14 protein-coding genes are annotated in these 18,814 nt (G+C 52.8%); 6 read left to right on the top strand and 8 right to left on the bottom strand.

Translation table 11 applies throughout. From position 1 onward, the window contains the following. The first annotated feature begins 71 nt into the window (after positions 1 to 71). Together BM352_RS00895 and BM352_RS00890 are read left to right on the top strand one after the other, a co-directional pair. Entirely contained in the window at positions 72 to 1,055 is a 984-nt protein-coding gene (locus BM352_RS00895; RefSeq protein ID WP_090211289.1) for a response regulator, read from the top strand. A 50-nt stretch (positions 1,056 to 1,105) separates the two neighbouring features. Then, the gene (locus BM352_RS00890; protein WP_175500586.1) at positions 1,106 to 1,402 is read left to right on the top strand and encodes an Hpt domain-containing protein; all 297 of its coding nucleotides are present in this window, start codon (positions 1,106 to 1,108) and stop codon (positions 1,400 to 1,402) included. A 10-nt stretch (positions 1,403 to 1,412) separates the two neighbouring features. On the opposite strand, the gene BM352_RS00885 is transcribed toward BM352_RS00890, so the two are convergent. The 4 genes from BM352_RS00885 to BM352_RS00870 all read right to left on the bottom strand — a co-directional run bounded on the left by BM352_RS00885 (position 1,413) and on the right by BM352_RS00870 (position 8,022). Next, positions 1,413 to 1,790, bottom strand: a complete 378-nt coding sequence (locus tag BM352_RS00885; RefSeq protein WP_090211282.1) for a response regulator — start codon at positions 1,788 to 1,790, stop codon at positions 1,413 to 1,415. A gap of 31 nt (positions 1,791 to 1,821) precedes the next feature. Beyond that, a complete protein-coding gene (locus tag BM352_RS00880; protein WP_090211280.1) occupies positions 1,822 to 3,492 on the bottom strand; it encodes a PAS domain-containing sensor histidine kinase in 1,671 nt (556 codons plus the stop codon). 105 nt (positions 3,493 to 3,597) lie between these two features. Next, a complete protein-coding gene (locus tag BM352_RS00875) occupies positions 3,598 to 6,840 on the bottom strand; it encodes a CHASE domain-containing protein (RefSeq protein WP_090211277.1) in 3,243 nt (1,080 codons plus the stop codon). An 894-nt stretch (positions 6,841 to 7,734) separates the two neighbouring features. Continuing rightward, entirely contained in the window at positions 7,735 to 8,022 is a 288-nt protein-coding gene (locus BM352_RS00870) for a DUF1330 domain-containing protein (RefSeq protein ID WP_090211274.1), read from the bottom strand. A gap of 880 nt (positions 8,023 to 8,902) precedes the next feature. Here BM352_RS00870 and BM352_RS00860 point away from each other — a divergent pair. After that, on the top strand, positions 8,903 to 11,059 hold the full coding sequence (locus tag BM352_RS00860; RefSeq protein ID WP_090211270.1) for a PAS domain-containing sensor histidine kinase: 2,157 nt from the start codon (positions 8,903 to 8,905) through the stop codon (positions 11,057 to 11,059). 29 nt (positions 11,060 to 11,088) lie between these two features. Then, positions 11,089 to 11,466 carry a response regulator gene (locus BM352_RS00855; protein WP_175500584.1) on the top strand — a complete coding sequence of 126 codons (378 nt, stop codon included), beginning with the start codon at positions 11,089 to 11,091 and terminating at the stop codon, positions 11,464 to 11,466. Between the two features lie 536 nt (positions 11,467 to 12,002). Here the strand turns inward: BM352_RS00855 and BM352_RS00850 are convergent. From BM352_RS00850 to BM352_RS00840, 3 genes are read right to left on the bottom strand one after another with little or no spacing between them, the layout of a single operon-like run. Next, entirely contained in the window at positions 12,003 to 12,233 is a 231-nt protein-coding gene (locus tag BM352_RS00850; RefSeq protein WP_090211265.1) for a hypothetical protein, read from the bottom strand. Positions 12,234 to 12,260: 27 nt separating this feature from the next. Further along, positions 12,261 to 12,938, bottom strand: coding sequence for a hypothetical protein (locus BM352_RS00845; RefSeq protein ID WP_139229765.1), 678 nt, complete (start codon positions 12,936 to 12,938; stop codon positions 12,261 to 12,263). Between the two features lies 1 nt (position 12,939). Beyond that, positions 12,940 to 13,881: a hypothetical protein gene (locus BM352_RS00840; protein WP_090211260.1), complete on the bottom strand. Its 942-nt coding sequence runs from the start codon at positions 13,879 to 13,881 to the stop codon at positions 12,940 to 12,942. Between the two features lie 826 nt (positions 13,882 to 14,707). On the opposite strand from BM352_RS00840, the gene BM352_RS19195 reads away from it, so the two are divergent. Then, positions 14,708 to 17,185 (top strand): Hint domain-containing protein, encoded by a 2,478-nt coding sequence (locus BM352_RS19195; protein ID WP_090211257.1) that lies wholly within the window; start codon positions 14,708 to 14,710, stop codon positions 17,183 to 17,185. Between the two features lie 1,018 nt (positions 17,186 to 18,203). Continuing rightward, a complete protein-coding gene (locus tag BM352_RS00830) occupies positions 18,204 to 18,440 on the top strand; it encodes a hypothetical protein (RefSeq protein ID WP_090211255.1) in 237 nt (78 codons plus the stop codon). Positions 18,441 to 18,540: 100 nt separating this feature from the next. Here the strand turns inward: BM352_RS00830 and BM352_RS18875 are convergent, their stop codons facing one another. Further along, complete coding sequence (locus BM352_RS18875) at positions 18,541 to 18,717, bottom strand: hypothetical protein (RefSeq protein WP_175500583.1); 177 nt, start codon at positions 18,715 to 18,717, stop codon at positions 18,541 to 18,543. Positions 18,718 to 18,814 lie beyond the last annotated feature (97 nt).

Raw genomic sequence — 18,814 nt, 5'->3', positions numbered from 1 at the left:
AAGGTTTAATGAGAGACCGTGATTTTAATGAGTGATTTTTAGAGAAGGTTAAGAACACAAGGGGCTATTCTATGCGTATATTGGCAGTTGATGACGATCCAGTCGTTCTGGACATCCTAAATGAGGTGCTTTCTACATTTGGGTACGAAGATGTTACATGTGCGCAGTCTGGACGTGAGGGGCTCTCAATACTCCGAAACGACAATGTCGGTTTCGACGTGCTCCTTTTCGACATTCAGATGCCCGATATGGACGGCATTTCGTTAACGAAATGGACACGTCAGATTGCGCGCTATAGAGACACGCCGATCCTGATGCTGACAGCAATGTCAGACAAGGCTTACATCGACCGCGCCTTCCAAGCGGGGGCGACGGACTACATCACCAAGCCATTCGAAATCTATGAGCTTCGGACGCGCATGACGGTTGCAAGTCGACTGGCGCATGATCAGAAGATTCTGACTGATATCTCCGGCTCTTTGCGCGATAAACAGCCTCAAGATCGCCAAATCGCGTTAGAAGATGCACATCCAGTCCAAGACATCGACCACATGCTCCCGCTTCCGGTGTTCCATAACTATTTAAAACAACTTGGTCGCGGGTCTCTTTTCAACTCTTCTCTTCTGGCATTTAGGATTGGCAATATTGACCGTCTCTACGGATCAATGAACGATTACGAATACATCTGCGCGCTAACAGACGCCGCTGATGCGATGACATCCGCAATCCCTTTCCGCCAGTTTCTGATGGCGCATAATGGGAACGGGACCTTTATTTGCGTGGCAGAGGGTATAACCAACGAGCTGTTAGAGCAGCTGCCAAATGAAATTGCGCACGGTTTGGAAGCGATTGAACCGTGTTATGGCGACGGAAGACCACTAATGATGAATATACTGGTGGGCGATGTGGTTCCTTTGCGTTTTCGGGGGGCCGACTCAATTCGCCGCGCTATTTTTGAAGCAAGTGCTAAAGTCGAAGCGGAACCCCTACACACCGGATCGTTCGGCCGCAATAAGCGCAAGAACTCATTATTCCGACTAGGTGCTCTTCAGTGATGCAACAAAGTGTAGTGGAGTCTGGGCTCAGTCACATAAGGCTGAGATTTTTGGCGTTGCTGGACGAAAGACTCGACAAACTGGAGTTAGAGATCGACGGCATCGCGCTGCCTCAACGTCGCGCGCGCGCGTTGGCCAGCATTCAAGCAGAGGCCCATAAGATCGCAGGAACCGCAGCTGTAATTGGGTTCAGCGAGTTAGGGCAAATTGCTGCGTTGGTAGATCATTCTATTGCGAGTTTCTGCGCTGAAAATTGTAATGAAAACTCTATCAAAAAAATTCAGGGCCAAGTTGATGAGCTGATAGAGGCCGGCGTCAAAGTTGTACAAGCTCACAGTGCGGGTTAGGCAATCTAACCTACTTCTTGATTATCTCTTTGATTTGGTGGGCCAAGGTCATTGGGTCGAACGGCTTTTGAATGACGTCTATGGCACCATTTTCAATCAACCCTGAAATCTCGTTGCTTTGAACCCGTGCCGTCATAAAAATGCAGGGCGTATTGTCCAGATCGGGGTTTGTACGAAGGCGCGCTAATAGCTCCTCACCACTCATTTCCGGCATCATTACGTCCAGCAAAAAGACGTCTGGCTTAAAGGATTGTACTTTTGCCAAAGCCTCCGCCCCCGAGGACGCTTGAACCACTTCCATCAGGCCAACGGTTTCTAGTGCGAGCAAAGTAATTTCGCGGATATCGCCATCATCGTCGACATGTAGCACTTTAATTTGATCTGGCATGACTCAACTCTTTTTAAGTCACCCTAGTGACTTATTGGGCCGCGTCCAGCATATCGACGCTGTGCGGCAATGTGCCCCCGGCGTCAGAGCGGGTGGGGAGGCGAACTGTAAATGTAGTCCCGGCACCCTCAGAGCTTTCTAGCGTTACGGTGCCCTGGTGTTGCTCGGCAATCGCTTTCACGATGCTCAGGCCCAGTCCCGTGCCACCTTTTGCTTTGCGGTCCTGACCGGGCACCTGTGTGAAACGATCAAAAATTGTCGCTTGGGCATCCGCCGGTATGCCAACCCCATAGTCCCGGACGCTGATAAGCGTATCAGGGCCATCGGCCGCGAGACTCACTACGATTTCATCCTCTGATTTCGAGAATTTCGCGGCGTTTGATATTAAGTTGTTCAGGATCTGGAAAATCTGCCCTGAATCGCACTCCACGATGTAAGGGCGGTTTTCGCTCACGACCCTAATGCAAACACCATACTGCGAGCAAAATGCTTCATTTGCCGTTGCAGCATCCTGAATCAGCGTACGAATATCCGTCGGCGCTATCTCAAGCTGTCTTTGGCCAGAAGCAATTTTCTCTAGGTCAAGAATGTCATTGATCAGCAGAACAAGCCTGTCGGAGTTTCGATGTGCGATCTCCAACAGTGAACGGCTCTTGTCCGAGAGGTTCCCCGTCGCGCCTGACAACACAAGCCCGAGCCCACCTTTGATAGATGTTAGCGGCGAACGAAGTTCATGGCTGACAGTTGAGACAAAATCATTCTTGGCTTGTTCATGCACCAACCGTTCTGAAATGTCGTTTGCAAATGCAACGAACTGAACGCGACCATCCTTGCTAGTGGATTGCTGCAGCCTGATTTCCAAAGGTGTGTCACCAACGTTTACCTGGTAAGTTAGCTGCTGATGCTCGCCATTGAGTAATGGTTGCGCACGTTTATGGAACTCGTCGGGACTATATCCTGGAATTGCATCCGCAGGGGTTTTAACTTTGTATTCAGCTTCGTTCCAGCCGTGGCGGTCCATAGCAGCCTGATTCATATACGTGAACCGCTGCGTTTCCGCGTCAAAAACGTAAACCTCATCGCGTAACATGTGCAGCGTGCAACGCATGTCCTGCTCGCTTTGGGCCTGCTTGATCTTTGAGATGTCTGTTCGAACAGAAATGCTGCTCACATGACGCCCATCGGCGGAAAAGAGCGGGGAAATGGTGGTCTGCGTCCAAATCGGGCGACCGCTTTTAGTTTTGAGTTGCATCTCTCCGGCCCAGGTCTTGCCCTGCGCCAAAGTGGTCTTAATCTCTTGGTACAGGTCAAGTTCGCATTCAGGATAGATAAGGTTAGTTTCGTTCCCGATCAGTTCGTCGGAACTATACCCGAGCGTCTCAATAAACTTCTGGTTTACCTCGATAATTCGAGCGTTCGCGTCAGTGATGCTGACGATGGAGTGCTCATCGAGTGCTTTAAGCCGGTTTTCCAACTCTTTGCTTGTGAGCTTGGCGTTTTTCCCTTGTTTCGTTTTGTAGTGTAAACCTGAAACCAGCGCCGCCGCGGTACAAACTCCGAGCCCAAAAGCGACGAAACTCGAATACGAGCCCAATGACGGAGCAGCCCAAGCTGTATCTGGCATTGTAAGAGATGCCCAAAGCCCAATCGCCATTGGCCTATGGGCCAATTGCATCGCGCGGGTCACTGTTTTCTTCACCATCTCTACCTACAATCCAAGCGACCAGTTCCATAGGTCGCTTCCGCGTTAAAGATGTAGGTAATTGTCGTTAGCTAGATGCCGAAAATGAGGCATTGTTGTGAAATCTCAAGCGAGGACTGGTGGCACTCTTTTTGCTGAATCCAAGGATTGGCGATGGGCATAGACGCACTTAATCGCTTTGGAAACAACGTCTTTCAAGTCAGTGCGTGATTTCACAAGGTCAGCAACAATTAGATCGCTCCGCGTTCGCACCTCTTGCGCCGATAGCCCGAAAACTGGCGTGCTTGCTTGATGCCTTATGATGCTGGGAAATAGGTCCTCACCATGCCCATCTGGCAATTCCCAGTCGACTATAATGAGGTCGTAGCTCGAATGGCTGATCTGCCTCTGAGCGGCAGCAAGACTCCCGACGGACGTCACGTTCGCGAGTTTCCCGAAGCTATCGCGAACGATCTCTGCGAAGTCTTGGTCTTCTTCTAAATGAAGAATCTTGATGGGCTGTTTGCTGTCACAAGATGTGTCGGCAGCCTCGCTATCTTCCTCCAGTTCAATCTCGGCCGTTGGGATTGTAACCCAAAAACGAGTTTCCCCATCGACGACGCTGTCAAACCCGATTTCACCGCCCATGTGTTCAATGATCTTTTTCGAGATATTCAAGCCTAAGCCTGTCCCCCCATTGCTACGCGTGTCAGAGCTGTCAGCCTGTTGGAAGGGCATGAATATCTTGGGCTTGAAGCTTTCAGCGATCCCAGGGCCGGAATTACAGACGGTGACGCGTACATCATTATCCACCAACTCAAGAAAGACATCGACGATACTATCGTCAAATGAATATTTTGCGGCGTTGGAGAGAAGGTTGGAGAGGACTTGCTGAAAGCGTCCAGGCTCGACGTTTGCATGCGGTGATATCGTCGGAAAATGCCCTCGAAAGATGACACCGTGCTGCTTTGCAAACGGCTCCATCAGTTCGATCTTCTGGCTCACCAGTTCGCTCATGTTGGTCCGAGAACAGTCGAACTCAGATTGACCCGAAGATATCTTCTCCAGATCAAGAATATCATTTACGAGGGCAATCAAGCGTTCGCTGTTTTGTTGCGCGATTTTTACAAGTCTGTTTGCAGATCCCTCCATCTGCGGTCCATGCTGTCCCGCCAGAAGTGACAATGCGCCTTTGATCGAGGTCAGTGGCGTTCGCAGCTCATGGCTCATCGTCGAGACAAACTGCGCCTTCATTTTCTCTACTTCCTTTAGCTCAGAAATATCTTGAACCTGAAGGATATACATATCTTCGTTTGTGACTTCGTCCGCTGTCCAAGCGACACCAACCAACCCCCACTTAGGCTCCCCGTCTTTGGTCAGCATGCGGCACTCACTTTTGAGAGAGTTATAGCCTTGAGCCCGCAACTCCTCCACGTTGGACAATAGTTGAAGAAAATCCTCACGAACCATGACGTCGCGCAGTTTTCTGGATTCCATATACTCCGCAGAGAAGCCCGTTAGGGTGCACAAGGCGCCGTTAACGCCTAAAAAGTCTCCGTTCTCTGCGCACATGGCCATCCCAACCGGTGCATTGTCCAAAACGGATTTGAACCGCTGCTCACTGAGCTCCAGTTTTTCTTGGGCGCGTCTAAGCTCTGTAATGTCCGTTTGCGCGCCAAGGAGCCGAACGGCCTGGCCTTTATCGTCCCATTCGGCGACTACCGCATCCGACCGCATCCAGCGCCATTCATTGTCGCCAAACTTCATGCGATATTGCGCGACTGACCTAGAAGTTCTGCCCGCAATGCAGTCTGCGTCCGCCGCTTCCAAAACAGCAAGGTCATCCGGATGGATGCGTTCAAGGAACAGTCTTTGAGCATCGACGTTGACCGTGTTGGCTGGCACACCCATCAAATGCTTCCACATATCCGATACGATGGATTGTCCCGTTCTGAGATCCACATCGAACACGCCGATCTCCGCACCGACAAGCACGGTGTTCCAGCGATCCTCTGACTCGCGCAGTTTTTGGGTACTTGCTTCTTCCTTGGTGACATCCTGCAATATGACAACCGATTGCGTGGTTCCATCCATTGCCTGCCAGCTTGACAATCGACCGTCCAACACAAGAGGTATGCCCGTTGAAGTCGTGGCCTTCATCCGCTTGGAGCTACCGTATTTTACAAGGTCGATCTCATCCACAAGCTTGCTGAGTGGTGCACCGATCAAATCCCGTTCGTCCACTGCGAACAATTCACAGGTCGCCTTGTTCGCAGTAATGATGTGATTTTCGCTGTCGAGCAGCACGATCGAAGCCATTGCATTTTCTACGATCGACGTTGTCTGGCGCTCGCGCGCCTCTGACTCCCGCGTTTTTTCTTCCGCGAGCTTTTGAACGGCACGCTCCTTTCGGAAAAGCATCGTGGCAAGCGCGCCAAGAAGAGTCGTAAGGTTCAGTCCAAGCGCCAGTGCCAACACTGCAGAATGCCGAGCCTCAGAAGCTTGAAATTGAGGAGTGCTTTCCCAAACGAGTAGCCAATCCTGACCAAATGCTTGGACTACAAGCGATCGCGTGAAAGCCGGCCCGTCCGAATTCGCAACCCGCTCATCATAAATCAGTGCGCCTTCATCAGGCTCGCTCCCGTCATACACCGTCAGCGAGAACGATTGAGTTTGTGCACGGGTTAGGTTTTGCAGAGTTTTGCTTCCGACGAATGGCATATAGGACCACCCCAGAAAGGTAGTGCTCTCAGGTCGGAAGATCGGGTTCAGCAGCAGAAAACCGGGCTGCTTAGTTCTATCTTGAACGAGCAGTATGCGTTGTGTGAGTTGCGGAGTTCTTGTGTCGCGCGCGCGGATCGCAGCACGCCTGCGCCCATCTTCAAAAGCGATATCAAGCCCTAGCGCCTCCAAGTTATTTGCGGCGGGTTCAATATGCCTGATTACAAAAGCAGTATCCAAGTCAGTTTCCGGATGTATCCTGAAATCCGGGTCACCTGTCTCTGCCGCCGTCTCTAAAAAAGCTGGAATCTCAATTTTTTCAACGGGTTGGATTATGCCAATACCGTTAATACCCGGCAACCAATCAGAAAGAGAAAGCGACTGAACGTATTCGCGCCACTCCTCCGAGGTAACTTCTTCTGAAGCCGAATAGTAACCTGCAGCACCCATTAGGGCGTGCTGGTAACTCTCAAGGCGGCCTAGAAGCGCTACTCTATTATCTTCCGTAAGCTCACCAAAAACGGCTTCACTTTTTTGTCTCTGGTCTCCATCAAGCCAATACGCCAGTGAAAGAGTTGCCGTGAAGCTAATCGCCACAATCAAGACAGGGACCCAGCCAAGTTGCGGTTTCGAAAAAACGCCAATCAAATCAGAAGCCCTTTAGTCTCAATGCAATTTCAGTATTCACACGTGGCAGGAAACTATTGAAAATGGTTAATAAACATAACACCTATTTGATATCGGGCTGCCCCAACAGTGCAGAACGCTATCTCGGTCACAGCATGACGTAACGTTATGGCTTTTGGGGAGCAGATTCGATCAAGAAGGCAAGTCCGAATTCATGGATACGTGAACTTCGTTTGAATCCGCGCCCATTTTTGGAGTCAAGACTCGTAACTGGGGCTTTAACAAATGTGCTTTGTTGACAGGTTGTAGAGATTCATATGGGGCAAGATAGTTGTTTTCCATTATTTTATGAGCGGCTCGAGATGTTCTGAAAAGAAGTGCGAAAAATGGCACAAGTCTGCTTCTTATCACTTTAGGTCGTGCAGCCAAGATCTGAGTGAGCGCTAAAGACTGCCAATTCGAGAGATTGATTTTCTATAAGAAGCGCGGTGCTCAGAACCCGTATTTAAAAGTCTGCTCTGTCCGCAGACTACCAGTTCGCCGAAAGCTCGATTTCGCACCTGCGGCGAAAGTCTGGTCTGACGGGCCGCACCGCAGCGAGGGTTGTGTCGGGTGAAATGCAGCAATGGGCCGTCCCCAACTGAGGAAGTCAGCTTAAGATCCCAGATGCTGCACTAACCACGATGGCTGCTTTGAGCCCACTTTACCGAGTTTCTGATAGGCGGCGAATGTCTGGTTTCTATAACTCGCAGAGGCGTCACGTATTACGTTGGGATCTCGACAACAAACCGGCCGCAGCATTTCGAGCCGTTTCAATCTAGCCGGTGTCTCCGAGAATAAGTGAAAGGCTCATAACGCCCTCGATTAGGATCAACAGCGACGAAGTAGGGAACATATCGATCGATTTTCCCGAAGTCAGAGACCAGCGACTAATATAAGATCCGTTTCTGAAATCCTCTCTCTAACAGCACGTGCTTGACTGTAAGCTTCTGAATCATAGAACGCTTGCGCTGCTTCAAGAGACTCGAATTCAATCACGATTGCCAGGCCCTTCGCGGCCCCCTCACGATGATCGGGCTTTGGATTTCGGACAAGAACTTTACCATTGTGCGATTTGATCGCCGCTCCTGAGAGTGCCTTGAACTCTTCAAAGGCCTCTTTGTCCTGCACTCGAATGTGCGCGATTAAATAACCTTTGGACATACGTTTTGCCTCCCCACTTGATTTCCTCGAGATGCACGACATTCGAGATCAATCCAGAGGGCACGTCAAGTTTTCCGGCGTTTGTCGGCTTTGAGCCCAGACCTCCCAATATGCCGCACCATGGCGAAGGTCTGCTTTTGCACTTGGCCGTTTGTCTAAAAGAACCGTCGGACCTTTGCCTTATAGTCCTTAAACGCTGATCCATATTGCTCTTTAAGCCATGGCTCTTCGGCGAGCCGCATAAATGGCGAGCGTATATGCAAACCCGCATCTCAGATAGAATCCTGCTCGTCGTTACTTTGGCACTAACAGTCTTCACGGATCTGACCGTCGCCATAGGTGTAGGAGTCTCTATCGGCCTTGCGCTACGATTGCGGCGAAACAATGCCGGTGTCGAGAACGATTGGAACCCTCCTGATCGCTAAGGGAAGAAATTTCGAGATAAAACTATCACATAGAAAATTGGGCATGACCCGAGCCATTCTCGGTGGAGACGTCGTCCTTGCTCAAAACTATCAGTATTAGCTGACCTGCACTCCCACGTTGCTGGGTGACTCCATTGGTTGGAGAAGTCAGCGAGGTATCAGTGACGTGAACCGGTGTAAGCAAATGTCTGCAAAGGTCATTCGAGAACTGTTCTCAGCCGTCACCCGTGTCGAACAGCCGTGCACGACGTTTGATGTATTCTATTGTGAGTTTTCGACCGCGTGCAGCAAGTATGGTGTTCTTAGCAAGCAAGGCGATCGAGCTCATAACAGCGCTTGAACCTCGATGCGTCACCTTTTGTACGCGCCTTGCCAAACGGAAGTATCTAACGCAGTTTATTGACTGCAAGGTGAGCACACACTCTTGACCAAAGCACTTGGAGCGCAGCTGAGAAATGACCAAGCGATCTGAAGCTCTTGACCTTTCCATCATCCAACCTGTGATTGATGCGTTACACGATAGCGTTGCGATCTTGACACAGGATGGTTCCATAGTGGGTGTCAATCGCTCTTGGATGCGTTTTAGCAAAGAGAATAATGGTGACCAAACTACCGGCTATGTAGGCGCGAACTACCTACAAATCTGCCAAGAAAGCAATGGTACAGGCTCGGAATTTGTATCGTCTATCAAGGAAGGTCTTGTCAAAGTATTGTCAGGAGGTAGTGAGTTTCAGGCCGAATACCCCTGCCATTCTGAAACAGAAAGAAGGTGGTTTGAGGTAGTCGCCAGTTCCTTCAAACTGAATGGTGCGAGGCTTGCACTTGTCGCCCATCGCAACATCACATCCAAGAAACTCGCACTGGTAGAAGCAGACAATGCTGAACAACACGCCTTAAATCTCGCAGCCATTGTGACTACAATGCCCGACGCAGTCATCGCCTTCGATCTTGAAGGTCGGATCACCAGTTGGAATGCCGCAGCAACAAATCTCTACGGTTACGAGCGCGAGGAAATTTTGGGGCAATCAATGGAGATGCTATATCCACCCGATTGGCCCAAACGCGTAAAGGATTACATCACCGAAATCGTCAACAGCGAGCTCAAATACTTCGATGCCATCCGTCTTACAAAATCCGGCGAGCAACTGACGATAGCGATTACTGCTGCGCCTATTCGATCTTCGACTGGCGAAGTCATCGGCATCTCAAACGTGCATCGAGACGTCACTTCGGAACGCGAGGCGGAGCACAGGCTCAGAAGTATTCTCAATAATCTTTTCGCCTTTGTCGGCATTCTGGACTTGGACGGAACGCTTCTAGAGGCAAACCGTGCACCTCTAGAAGTGGCCGGTCTCAAGCCTAAGGACGTCATCGGAAAGAAGTTCTGGGATTGCTATTGGTGGAACTACTCTCCTGACGTAGCGCAAAAGATAAGAAATGCCTGTGAGCAGGTTCGAGATGGCGATATCGCCCGCTTCGACGTGGAAGTTCAGGTTGCTGATGGGCAGCTTATATGGATCGATTTTCAAATGGCTCCGCTCTTGAGCCAAACCGGTGTTGTGGAGAACCTAATTCCCTCGGGCATCGACATTTCAGAACGTAAGGCTATCCACGCGGCGCTGATGTCATCTCACGACACTTTCCAAAACTTGGTGAACCGCTCACCGTTCGGGATTTTTACCCTTGATGCAGATTTTCGCTTTGCCCATGTGAGCGTGGGCGCTCTACCCGCTTTTGGTGGTATTCGACCGCTGATTGGCCGTGATTACGAAGAGACAATGAGGGCTTTGTGGCCCGAAGACTTTGCGGACGAGATAGTCGGACGGTTCAGACACACTCTTGCAACCGGAGAGGCTTACGATGCGCCGTCGACGGTCGGAACCAGGAAAGACAGCGACGAGATCGCATCCTACGATTGGATGATAGAACGCATTACAATGCCAGACGGCAGGTTCGGCGTTGTTTGCAACTTCTACGACCTGTCCGAGCGCCAAAAATACGAAGAACATGTGCGACTATTGATGAGTGAAGTGAACCACCGGTCCAAGAACCTCTTGGCGGTAGTCCTTTCGATGGCCCGCCAGACGGCACGTACATCTTCGCCCACAGACTTCGTCGAGCGATTTTCGCAACGTCTGCTTGGATTGTCGTCATGCCAGAATCTTATCGTCGACGGCAGTTGGGAAGGTGTGGGCGTAAAGGAATTGGCGCGGTCTCAGCTCAGTCATCTTGGGGAGGAAATTCAAAGCAATCGGGTCAGAATCGAAGGGCCCGATCTGATCGTCACTCCATCAGCAGCCGAAGGCATAGGCATGGCTTTGCACGAATTGTCTACCAACGCCCTTAAATACGGCGCACTCTCCGGCCCCGTAGGTAATGTGCAGATTGTATGGTCAATCGAAGAAGGGGGCCAGTTATTTCGCATGCAGTGGAGTGAGCATGACGGTCCAACAGTAACAGAACCAAAGAGAACTGGCTTTGGAACAACTGTGACGGAAAGAATGGCTGCGAACGCAGTAGGTGGTAAGGTTGAGTTGAAATATGAGCCATTTGGTGTGGTCTGGGTGCTGACCGCACCTATGGAAGAAGTTCAAATGGGCGAGGCTGCATAGTTTCTGGCAGCTATTAGGAAGAGATGAGTTTGGCCACCAAGATTATCATTTTCGAGGATGAACCTCTGATCGCCTTCGACATTGAGGAAGCCGTGTTAGAAGCAGGTTGTGAGGTTGTCGGAATTGCGCGAACGGTCGAAGAAGGGCTGGGGCTACTCAAGACCGTCGCATGCGACGGAGCTGTTCTAGATGCAAACCTCAATGGGAATAGTGTGGAACCCATTGCGAAAGAACTTGAGGCTAGGAAATTGCGTTACATTATCGCCTCTGGATATTCGCGCGATCAGCTTGAATTTGTTCACGATGCCACTCCTTTGGTTAACAAGCCGTTTAGCATGCCTGAATTGGTATCAGTCGTTCGCACTCACTTATGTAACGAAGAGCACGAAGGGGACCAGTTGGCCTAGCGATGTGTCCGTTTTTACAAACACTTTGGGATCTAGCTCTGGCAGCAACTCTCAGCGTCAAAGTCGGCCGCTGCTGACGTCTTTAGGGCTTATGAAGACCTATACCGCGATACCGATTTTTGAATAAATCCTGATATGCTCAATTGTAGCAAGCAGTGAAGATTCATATCTGTGCCGATCAAAAGCGCAATGCCTCTATCGGAAAGCAAGCGAGCCAGGGAGCTTTAACCCAGCTAGGCATGAATGCCAGCACACACTGAATCGTCCTTGGATTCCGTTTAAGTTGGAGGACACAATATGCAACGCAAACTACATTCTCCGTCAGTGTATTCTCCGTCACTATTTTGCTCTGAAAACATCGACCTACTTCCAAATAGAAATTCATCATACTGGAATAAGGGCCGTTCGATGCATTGAATTCGGTGCAGAAGTGAACAATAGCGCACCGAATCCGAGGTCCGCCAAGAGCCCTTTCTTACCAATGCTGCATGGGGAACAAACGGCGGCTTGTAGGCCGACCGCAGGCAGATCGGGCACTACTGAAGGTCCAGATTGTTTGACGTGTGGTCGACAATCTGGTTGTTGACCACTAGCGCCACTTCGAACAGGTGATATCCCGTGCCGAATGGTCCAACGGTCCAATATGCGACGTCGGACCATCCCGGGACCATGCCTGCTGGGATGCTGACCGTCTGCGTGCCCAACTGGTTACTACCTTGCTGGATGGCAAATACCAGCTCAGCCGCAGGCGCATTGGCATTTCCCACGTTGCCGACACCAATGGCGATGTAGAATTACTGGCCTGAAGGCACTGGCCATAGGTTGTTGACGAGGTCGTAGGTTGCAAAAAGCTGGCTAAGAAATGCCAGAGCCGCGGTTTGCGGCGGCGGTGGGGGCGGCGCGTCCTTAGTCGTGAAAGTGCGACCGAGGCTCTTGGTGCTGCCCCCCTGGTTTGTGGCGGTCACGCCCCAGACGTGTTTCGTGTCATGATCCAGCATCATCGAGGGTGTCAGGCTGGTTCCGGTTGTTTGGCCTTGAAGGACGATACTGCCGCCATCCTCCTTTATATCTAGAAAGAAGTTGGTCGCTTCAGCCATCGTGTTCTGGCCCGGATCGCTCCACGAGAATTGAATGCCGCTGACCGGCAGGCCAGTCGCGCCCGAGGCGGGATTCAGCAGAAGTGGCGCCTTGGGTTTCGGGAACACCACCTTGGCCGCCGGCGACATGTCCGAGACCTGCGTGCACAGGGCCTGATTTGCCGTCAGCGCTTCGCCCAAGGAAAAAGCGGCCGACCAAGCCAGCATCGGCGTCGCCATCTGCGTTCCGCGCGACAAGGCCGAGGTTTCGTAAACACCGTTGCGGAACAGCGCCACCTGAGCCCCGGCATGGTCCGAGGCGACAGTGATCCATTGAGTCCCCGCCTCGACCGGTTCGTCGATCGTGGGCGGAGGTAAGTCGTCATGTGCGGCCACGTCAAAGGGCCCGAATTTCTGACTGGCCCCGCCACAGCCGTGCACGCGCACGATCATCGTACATCTTGGACGCGTCGAGGCCGATGAGGTTGGTATCCGGCTGGGGCTCTACAGGGTCCGATACAGGGCTGACCTTGCTGCACAATTCGCATTGCACGGTCAGCTTGTGGCCCGCATTCAGTTTGGGTAAAGGAAAGCTGTGAGTGACCGATGGTGTCTCGGAGTAGCCCAGAGGTTGGCCATCCGCCATGAACAATACCCGCGCACCCGGAGTCAGGTTGGCGATGGTGACAAGGACAGCATCGGGGCAGATCGGTTCCAAAACCACCGGCTTCTTCATTTGGCTCGCGTCTTGAACGTTCGTTATATTGGGACCAGAGGCCACCGCCCGCCCATCCTCCTTTCCACCGCAGATATATTCTTGGTGGATGGTGATCTCTTCGCCCTTCACGAATGGTTTGTGGCCGCTCCAGGTGGCAATGACTTCGGCACAATCAAACCGGGCACTTTCCACGCCGTCGCGGTGCATGATGACTGTCGCACCCGGTGCTATGTTGTCCAGGTCCACACTGGTCATGCACTCAAGCAGTTTGCCCCAGATGATTGGTTTAAACAGCGATGTTGGCATATTATTGGGCGGCGGCGTGATGGTCGTGCGGGTCTGGCCGTTGCAGCTGTTCTGCACCAGGTGCACCCCCGCACTTTGCAGCATCGGTGGCACCCGTGCCCACGCGGCGCCATATACATAGTCGATGGTATCCAGAACGGTCGCGCCGTCTGTCACCTCGATTTCGGCCCCGGGCAATCCGCCCTCAAAGGCTATCCTACGCCCGCATGTGGCCAGCGGCGCGCGAGGTGTCAGATCGGACAGGGTTGCCGGAATCGGCTGAACGAGGTGTGTGGAGTGGCCGTTTACTTGCATCTGTGTCAGTTTTTTAGACATATGTACGAATGGGTAGCGGTGATGTTTCAAGACGCAATTGAAGCTCCACAGTTACGTTGGACAACCTTCAAATCGATTGAGTAAAGTCAATTTTCTAAGGGACCGATGTACCGGAGCGTTAGTCTTCGAAAGTCGACCATCTGGGCAGTCGTCCGAAAACCCCAAAATGACTCCTCCAAGCTCAACAATCCGAACTATGTCTAAGCCATGGTCACCACAAAAGATTAAATCACTTGGCGGTGCGGATGCTATTTGCGGCAACACTATCGCTCTGGCCCGGTCGTATCCCCCTGCCGTAACATCAATCGTCGCTGAGTTGGCGCGGTACCCAGTCCGAATTCAAGCAATACTGTTAAATCTGCTGGCCCTATCAGTGAGATCAAGCCTCTCTCCTTGAAGGGGTCAAAATCATCTGTCGCTTCACAGGCGTGCAGAATGTCGAGCACCATTGTCACAATAGGGCAGTTCTCTAAATCCTATCGACGGGTCGCGTCACGCGAGATTGGCCCAAACTATAAGATGGCGGACACCGGAACATACCTCCCGTAGCCAAAGGCCATGCGCAAAAGGACATCAATCAGCTGCTACCGTGGGCTTGCAAGGGCGGCGGCAACGCCTGCGGTAAACCTGCCCCAAAATCGCCCTAACTTGCCGAAGATTTGACTAAATCCTGCTCTTTTACGGCCTCGGCACAACTGTATTCGATTTGGAAACAGAGTGTGCAACCGATCAAAGCAACCTCAGAAGACAGCGGATCAGGCGGCATCAGATCGCCAATCCTCAGACGAAGCGCTGGCCTAAAAGGCCGCGAGGCAGGAGCAGAGCAATGCCAACGATGAACACAGGTCTGGGGGGACCAGCCGGGTACGGCGAGGGTGTTTTCTCATCCGCGCCCAAGGCCGCAGGCGGGGTTGATGACGGCTCCGTTGAGATTGATGTTACGTCCGTCTTTGGTGGGGGTGGCATCAATTTCTATGGCACCAATTATACCGAGATCTATCTGAACTCGAACGGCACGATTTCGTTCGGTTCGGCGTTTACCGATTACAGCACATCCAATCTGGGCGCCGAAACGACGCCAATGCTGGCGCCGTTTTTTGCCGATGTGAATGTCAACTCCGGTGGCGAAATTTACTGGGATATAGACCCGGTCGCGGGCACAATTACCATGACCTGGGACGGTGTTGCGCCCTATTCGGGTAGCGGCAACAACTCGTTCCAAGTGGTGCTGACCGACAGTGGTAGCGGCGATTTCACGGTTGAGTATATCTATGAAGATATCCAGTGGTCGGGCAGCGGCGGCAGCGATGTGGCCGACGTGGGCTGGACCGATGGCGGCGCTAATGATGTGTTGCTGGACGGCTCGGGCAACGCCACTGAACTGCTGGCCTATGAAAGCAATGATTTCAACGGCGGCGACCCCAATGGCACCTATGAAACGAGCTTTGTGAGCGGCGTTCCGGTGATGCCGGACGGTGTGGTCAGCGGCACGGCGGGTAACGATACGATTGACGCCAGCTACACCGGTGACGGTGAAGGCGAAGTTATTGACGGTGGCGATGGCAGCGGTGGTTCCGGAGATGCCGATCTGGTCAATGCCGGTGACGGCAATGACAGTGTCGAAGCGGGGGACGCGAATGATATCGTTTACGGCGGGTCCGGCAATGACACGCTGGAGGGAGAGGCCGGTGACGATGTGCTCTATGGCGACAGCGATCTGGCCGATGTTACTGCTGAATCGCTGAACTGGGATGCACAAGGCGGCGACGGCACCAATATTGCGGCCGGGTTTACCCAAGACACCGGCAATATGGATGTTTCAGTCAGCATGACGAACGATGGCAACAACAATCCGCTTTTGCAGGTTGAAACCAGCGACACGACCTATGTTGAATCCGGCGAGCCGTTTGACCCCAATTCCAGCGCCTATATCTTTGGGGATGGCGATGGGGCTACATCGACCACGACGATTGATTTTGCGGCCCAATCTGGCAGCGGCATGTCGGACGAGGTGCAGAATGTTGCGTTGCGCATCAACGACATTGACTGGGGGTCGGGCAACCATACTGATATCGTAACAATCAATGCCTATGACGCCGATGGCAATCCGGTGACCGTGACAATCACGCCCGAGGGTGGAGATACCGTCTCAGGCAACACCATCACGGCCGAAACCGTAGGTGAGAACCCGAACAGCGCGGGCGGGTCGGCGTTGATTGAGATCGAAGGGCCAGTTTCCCAGATTGAAATCATCTACGCAAACGGCCAGAGCGGCACGCAGGCTGTCTGGGTTTCGGATGTACATTTTGAAACTATCCCCGCCCCGACCACCGGCGGCGATGACACTCTGGATGGCGGCGCTGGTGATGACACGCTGTTTGGCGAGGCGGGCGATGATACGCTTATCGGTGGCGAAGGTTCCGACAGTATGTTCGGCGGCGACGGCAATGACAGCTTTACCGTCGCGCAGGGCGATACAGCCGATGGTGGCGATGGTGATGATTATTTCACGCTGGCCGATCTAAGCGAGGCAGGCACAGAAACAATTACCATCATAGGCGGCGACGAAGGTGGCGCTGACAATGATACGCTGCAGCTGACTCCGGACGTTACGCTGGACGATATTACATTTACCGCCAGCACGGATATCGGTGCTTCTTCCGGCTATTTCACCATGGCGGATGGCACGTTGGTGAATTTCTCGGACATAGAGAACATCATCTGTTTCACCCCCGGCACTATGATCTTGACCGAAGCGGGCGAGCGCCCGATCGAAAGCCTCACACCCGGCGACAAGGTGATAACTCGCGACCATGGCGCGCAGCCATTGCGTTGGGTGGGTGTATCGACCGTTCCGGGCCAGGGAAGTTTCGCGCCCGTGCGCATCTCAAGCCATGTGATTGGTGCACGACGTTCCTTGCTGGTCTCGCCCCAGCACCGCGTGTTGTTCGAGGGCTATAATTGCGAGCTGAGTTTTGGCTCGGATGAAGTGCTGGTTGCGGCCACACATCTGGAGGACGGCCTGAATGTATATCGTACGCCATGCCAGTTGGTGACCTACATTCACTTGATGTTTGACACCCACGAGGTGATCTATGCTGAAGGGGCGGCGACTGAGAGTTTCTATGCTGGTGATGTTGGCCTTGCCGCTATTTCCGGCAACGTTCGCGAAGAACTTTTTGCCGCTTTCCCTGCGTTGCGTAGCGACGCTAGATCATATGGCAGCACCGCACGAGTTTGCCTGAAAGCACACGAAGCGAAACTGTTGATTGCACAAGATTCATATATGCGATTGGCGGCCTGAATTTCACAGGGTGAAATTAGATTGGTTTGAAGGCAGCAGGTCATTGCTTTGATCTCCGAGACCCCAATTAGTTCTGTCTTGGCTCTCGGTACGTGCCTACTCAAAGTTTACGATGAGCCAAAAACTTTCGCTAAGCAAAACTTTCAATGGCCGCGACGGAGTACAGCAAACTCTACCCCGACGTGAAGCGCTCGGAGCCAATATTTGCCGCATTCTCAAAAACCATCGTCTATTGAACGGATCGATCTGAGAGCAGACATTGTCCTGAATTTAGCCCACGGCAGCAATGTCCGCTGAGCCTCCGTTGCCCGCACCCCGACCCGCGAGAGGTGCGCGACCCCTCCCATCGTCCAAAGGTCGCCCCCCCCCGACAGCGTGCTCTCACCATTGGAAGAGACCGAGAGCAAGGGTGGCGGCTGGGATGTTGCTGCGGGTGACGGTCGTAGCGGTGTGAACGAGCCCACTTCGAGACGTCGCGCACCGCCACCCGTGGCACCCCCACCGTCGCTCCGAAATGCCCCAAGGAATGCCCCAGTCCCGGGAACCGGGCGGAAAAGGTGATGAGGGTCAACGGAGTGCTGGAACTCCTACCATCCCAGCCACCCTCCTCTTCGTGATAGATCAACAGGCCTCCGGGCCACGAGTGGGCTGAAAGTGCCCCAAGGAATGCCCCACGTCGGAAGATACCCTGATAGCCCCAGAGTGCTGCAGGAGGGTGCATTCTACATCTACACCATCACTCCCCTATCCATTCGTTACTTGGTCACGGGGGCAACATCCCCGCCGTCACCGACTCCACCGGCCTTTCCCGCCGACACCCAACTCCAGCACTCTCTCCCACCAACTGCAGCAGGCGCGGCAGACCTCTCTCGGCAGCGTCCTCCCCCGCGTCTCCCCAAGTTGGTGGGCCCTTGCTGGCGGTGGGGTGCGACGTGTTGCTTGCTGGTCCCTTGAGACGAAAGGCGAATTTTGCTAGGATATTTTAGTTTCCGTTAGCCGATCCTCAAGGAGAGTATTCATGCCCCCTGAACAATCCTATGGCGCGCGAGGGCTCTCTAAGTCCGATCACGATGCCAAAGTGCAGATTAGCCGCAAACTTAAACTGGCCGGACTCAAATTGTCGCCTAGAGGCCTGGACCAAGTAATGGGAGCGCAGCTCGTCAGCAACATGACCGACCGTGAGGAATTGGCGAAGCTCGTGCGTAAAGTTGGAGACTATGATTTGGGGAGTTGGTCAAAGACCACCGGCCTGTAGGCAGATTGGAGCATCTGCTAAGCGCTAAAAGCAACCACCCGATAAGAAAGAGAACTGCAGTGCACCGCGGCAACTCCCTGAGGAACCGCCGAGGGTAGTTTCATTCCGGCACCTGCCACTTCACAACGTAATCGGCCAACTCCTGCCAGTAGTGGTCAGCCCCCCGGAACCCTTTAGCGCGCGCCGTGAGGTCTTCGGCCCTTTCGCGAGTCAACTGCCCCTCGAACTGACCAATCGCCGCCCGCTCCTCGAACGCATCGATATCAGGGATCAGCACGGCAAGCGTATCTGATCGATGATACCCCTCTTTTGCTCGTCCGAGATGCCTCCGGAGTAGATTGCGTAGGTGAGCTGGTTCTCCGACCGTGCCGATT

The organism is Litoreibacter janthinus, assembly GCF_900111945.1.
GTDB lineage: Bacteria > Pseudomonadota > Alphaproteobacteria > Rhodobacterales > Rhodobacteraceae > Litoreibacter > Litoreibacter janthinus.
This window is presented reverse-complemented; position numbering and strand designations above follow the sequence as displayed.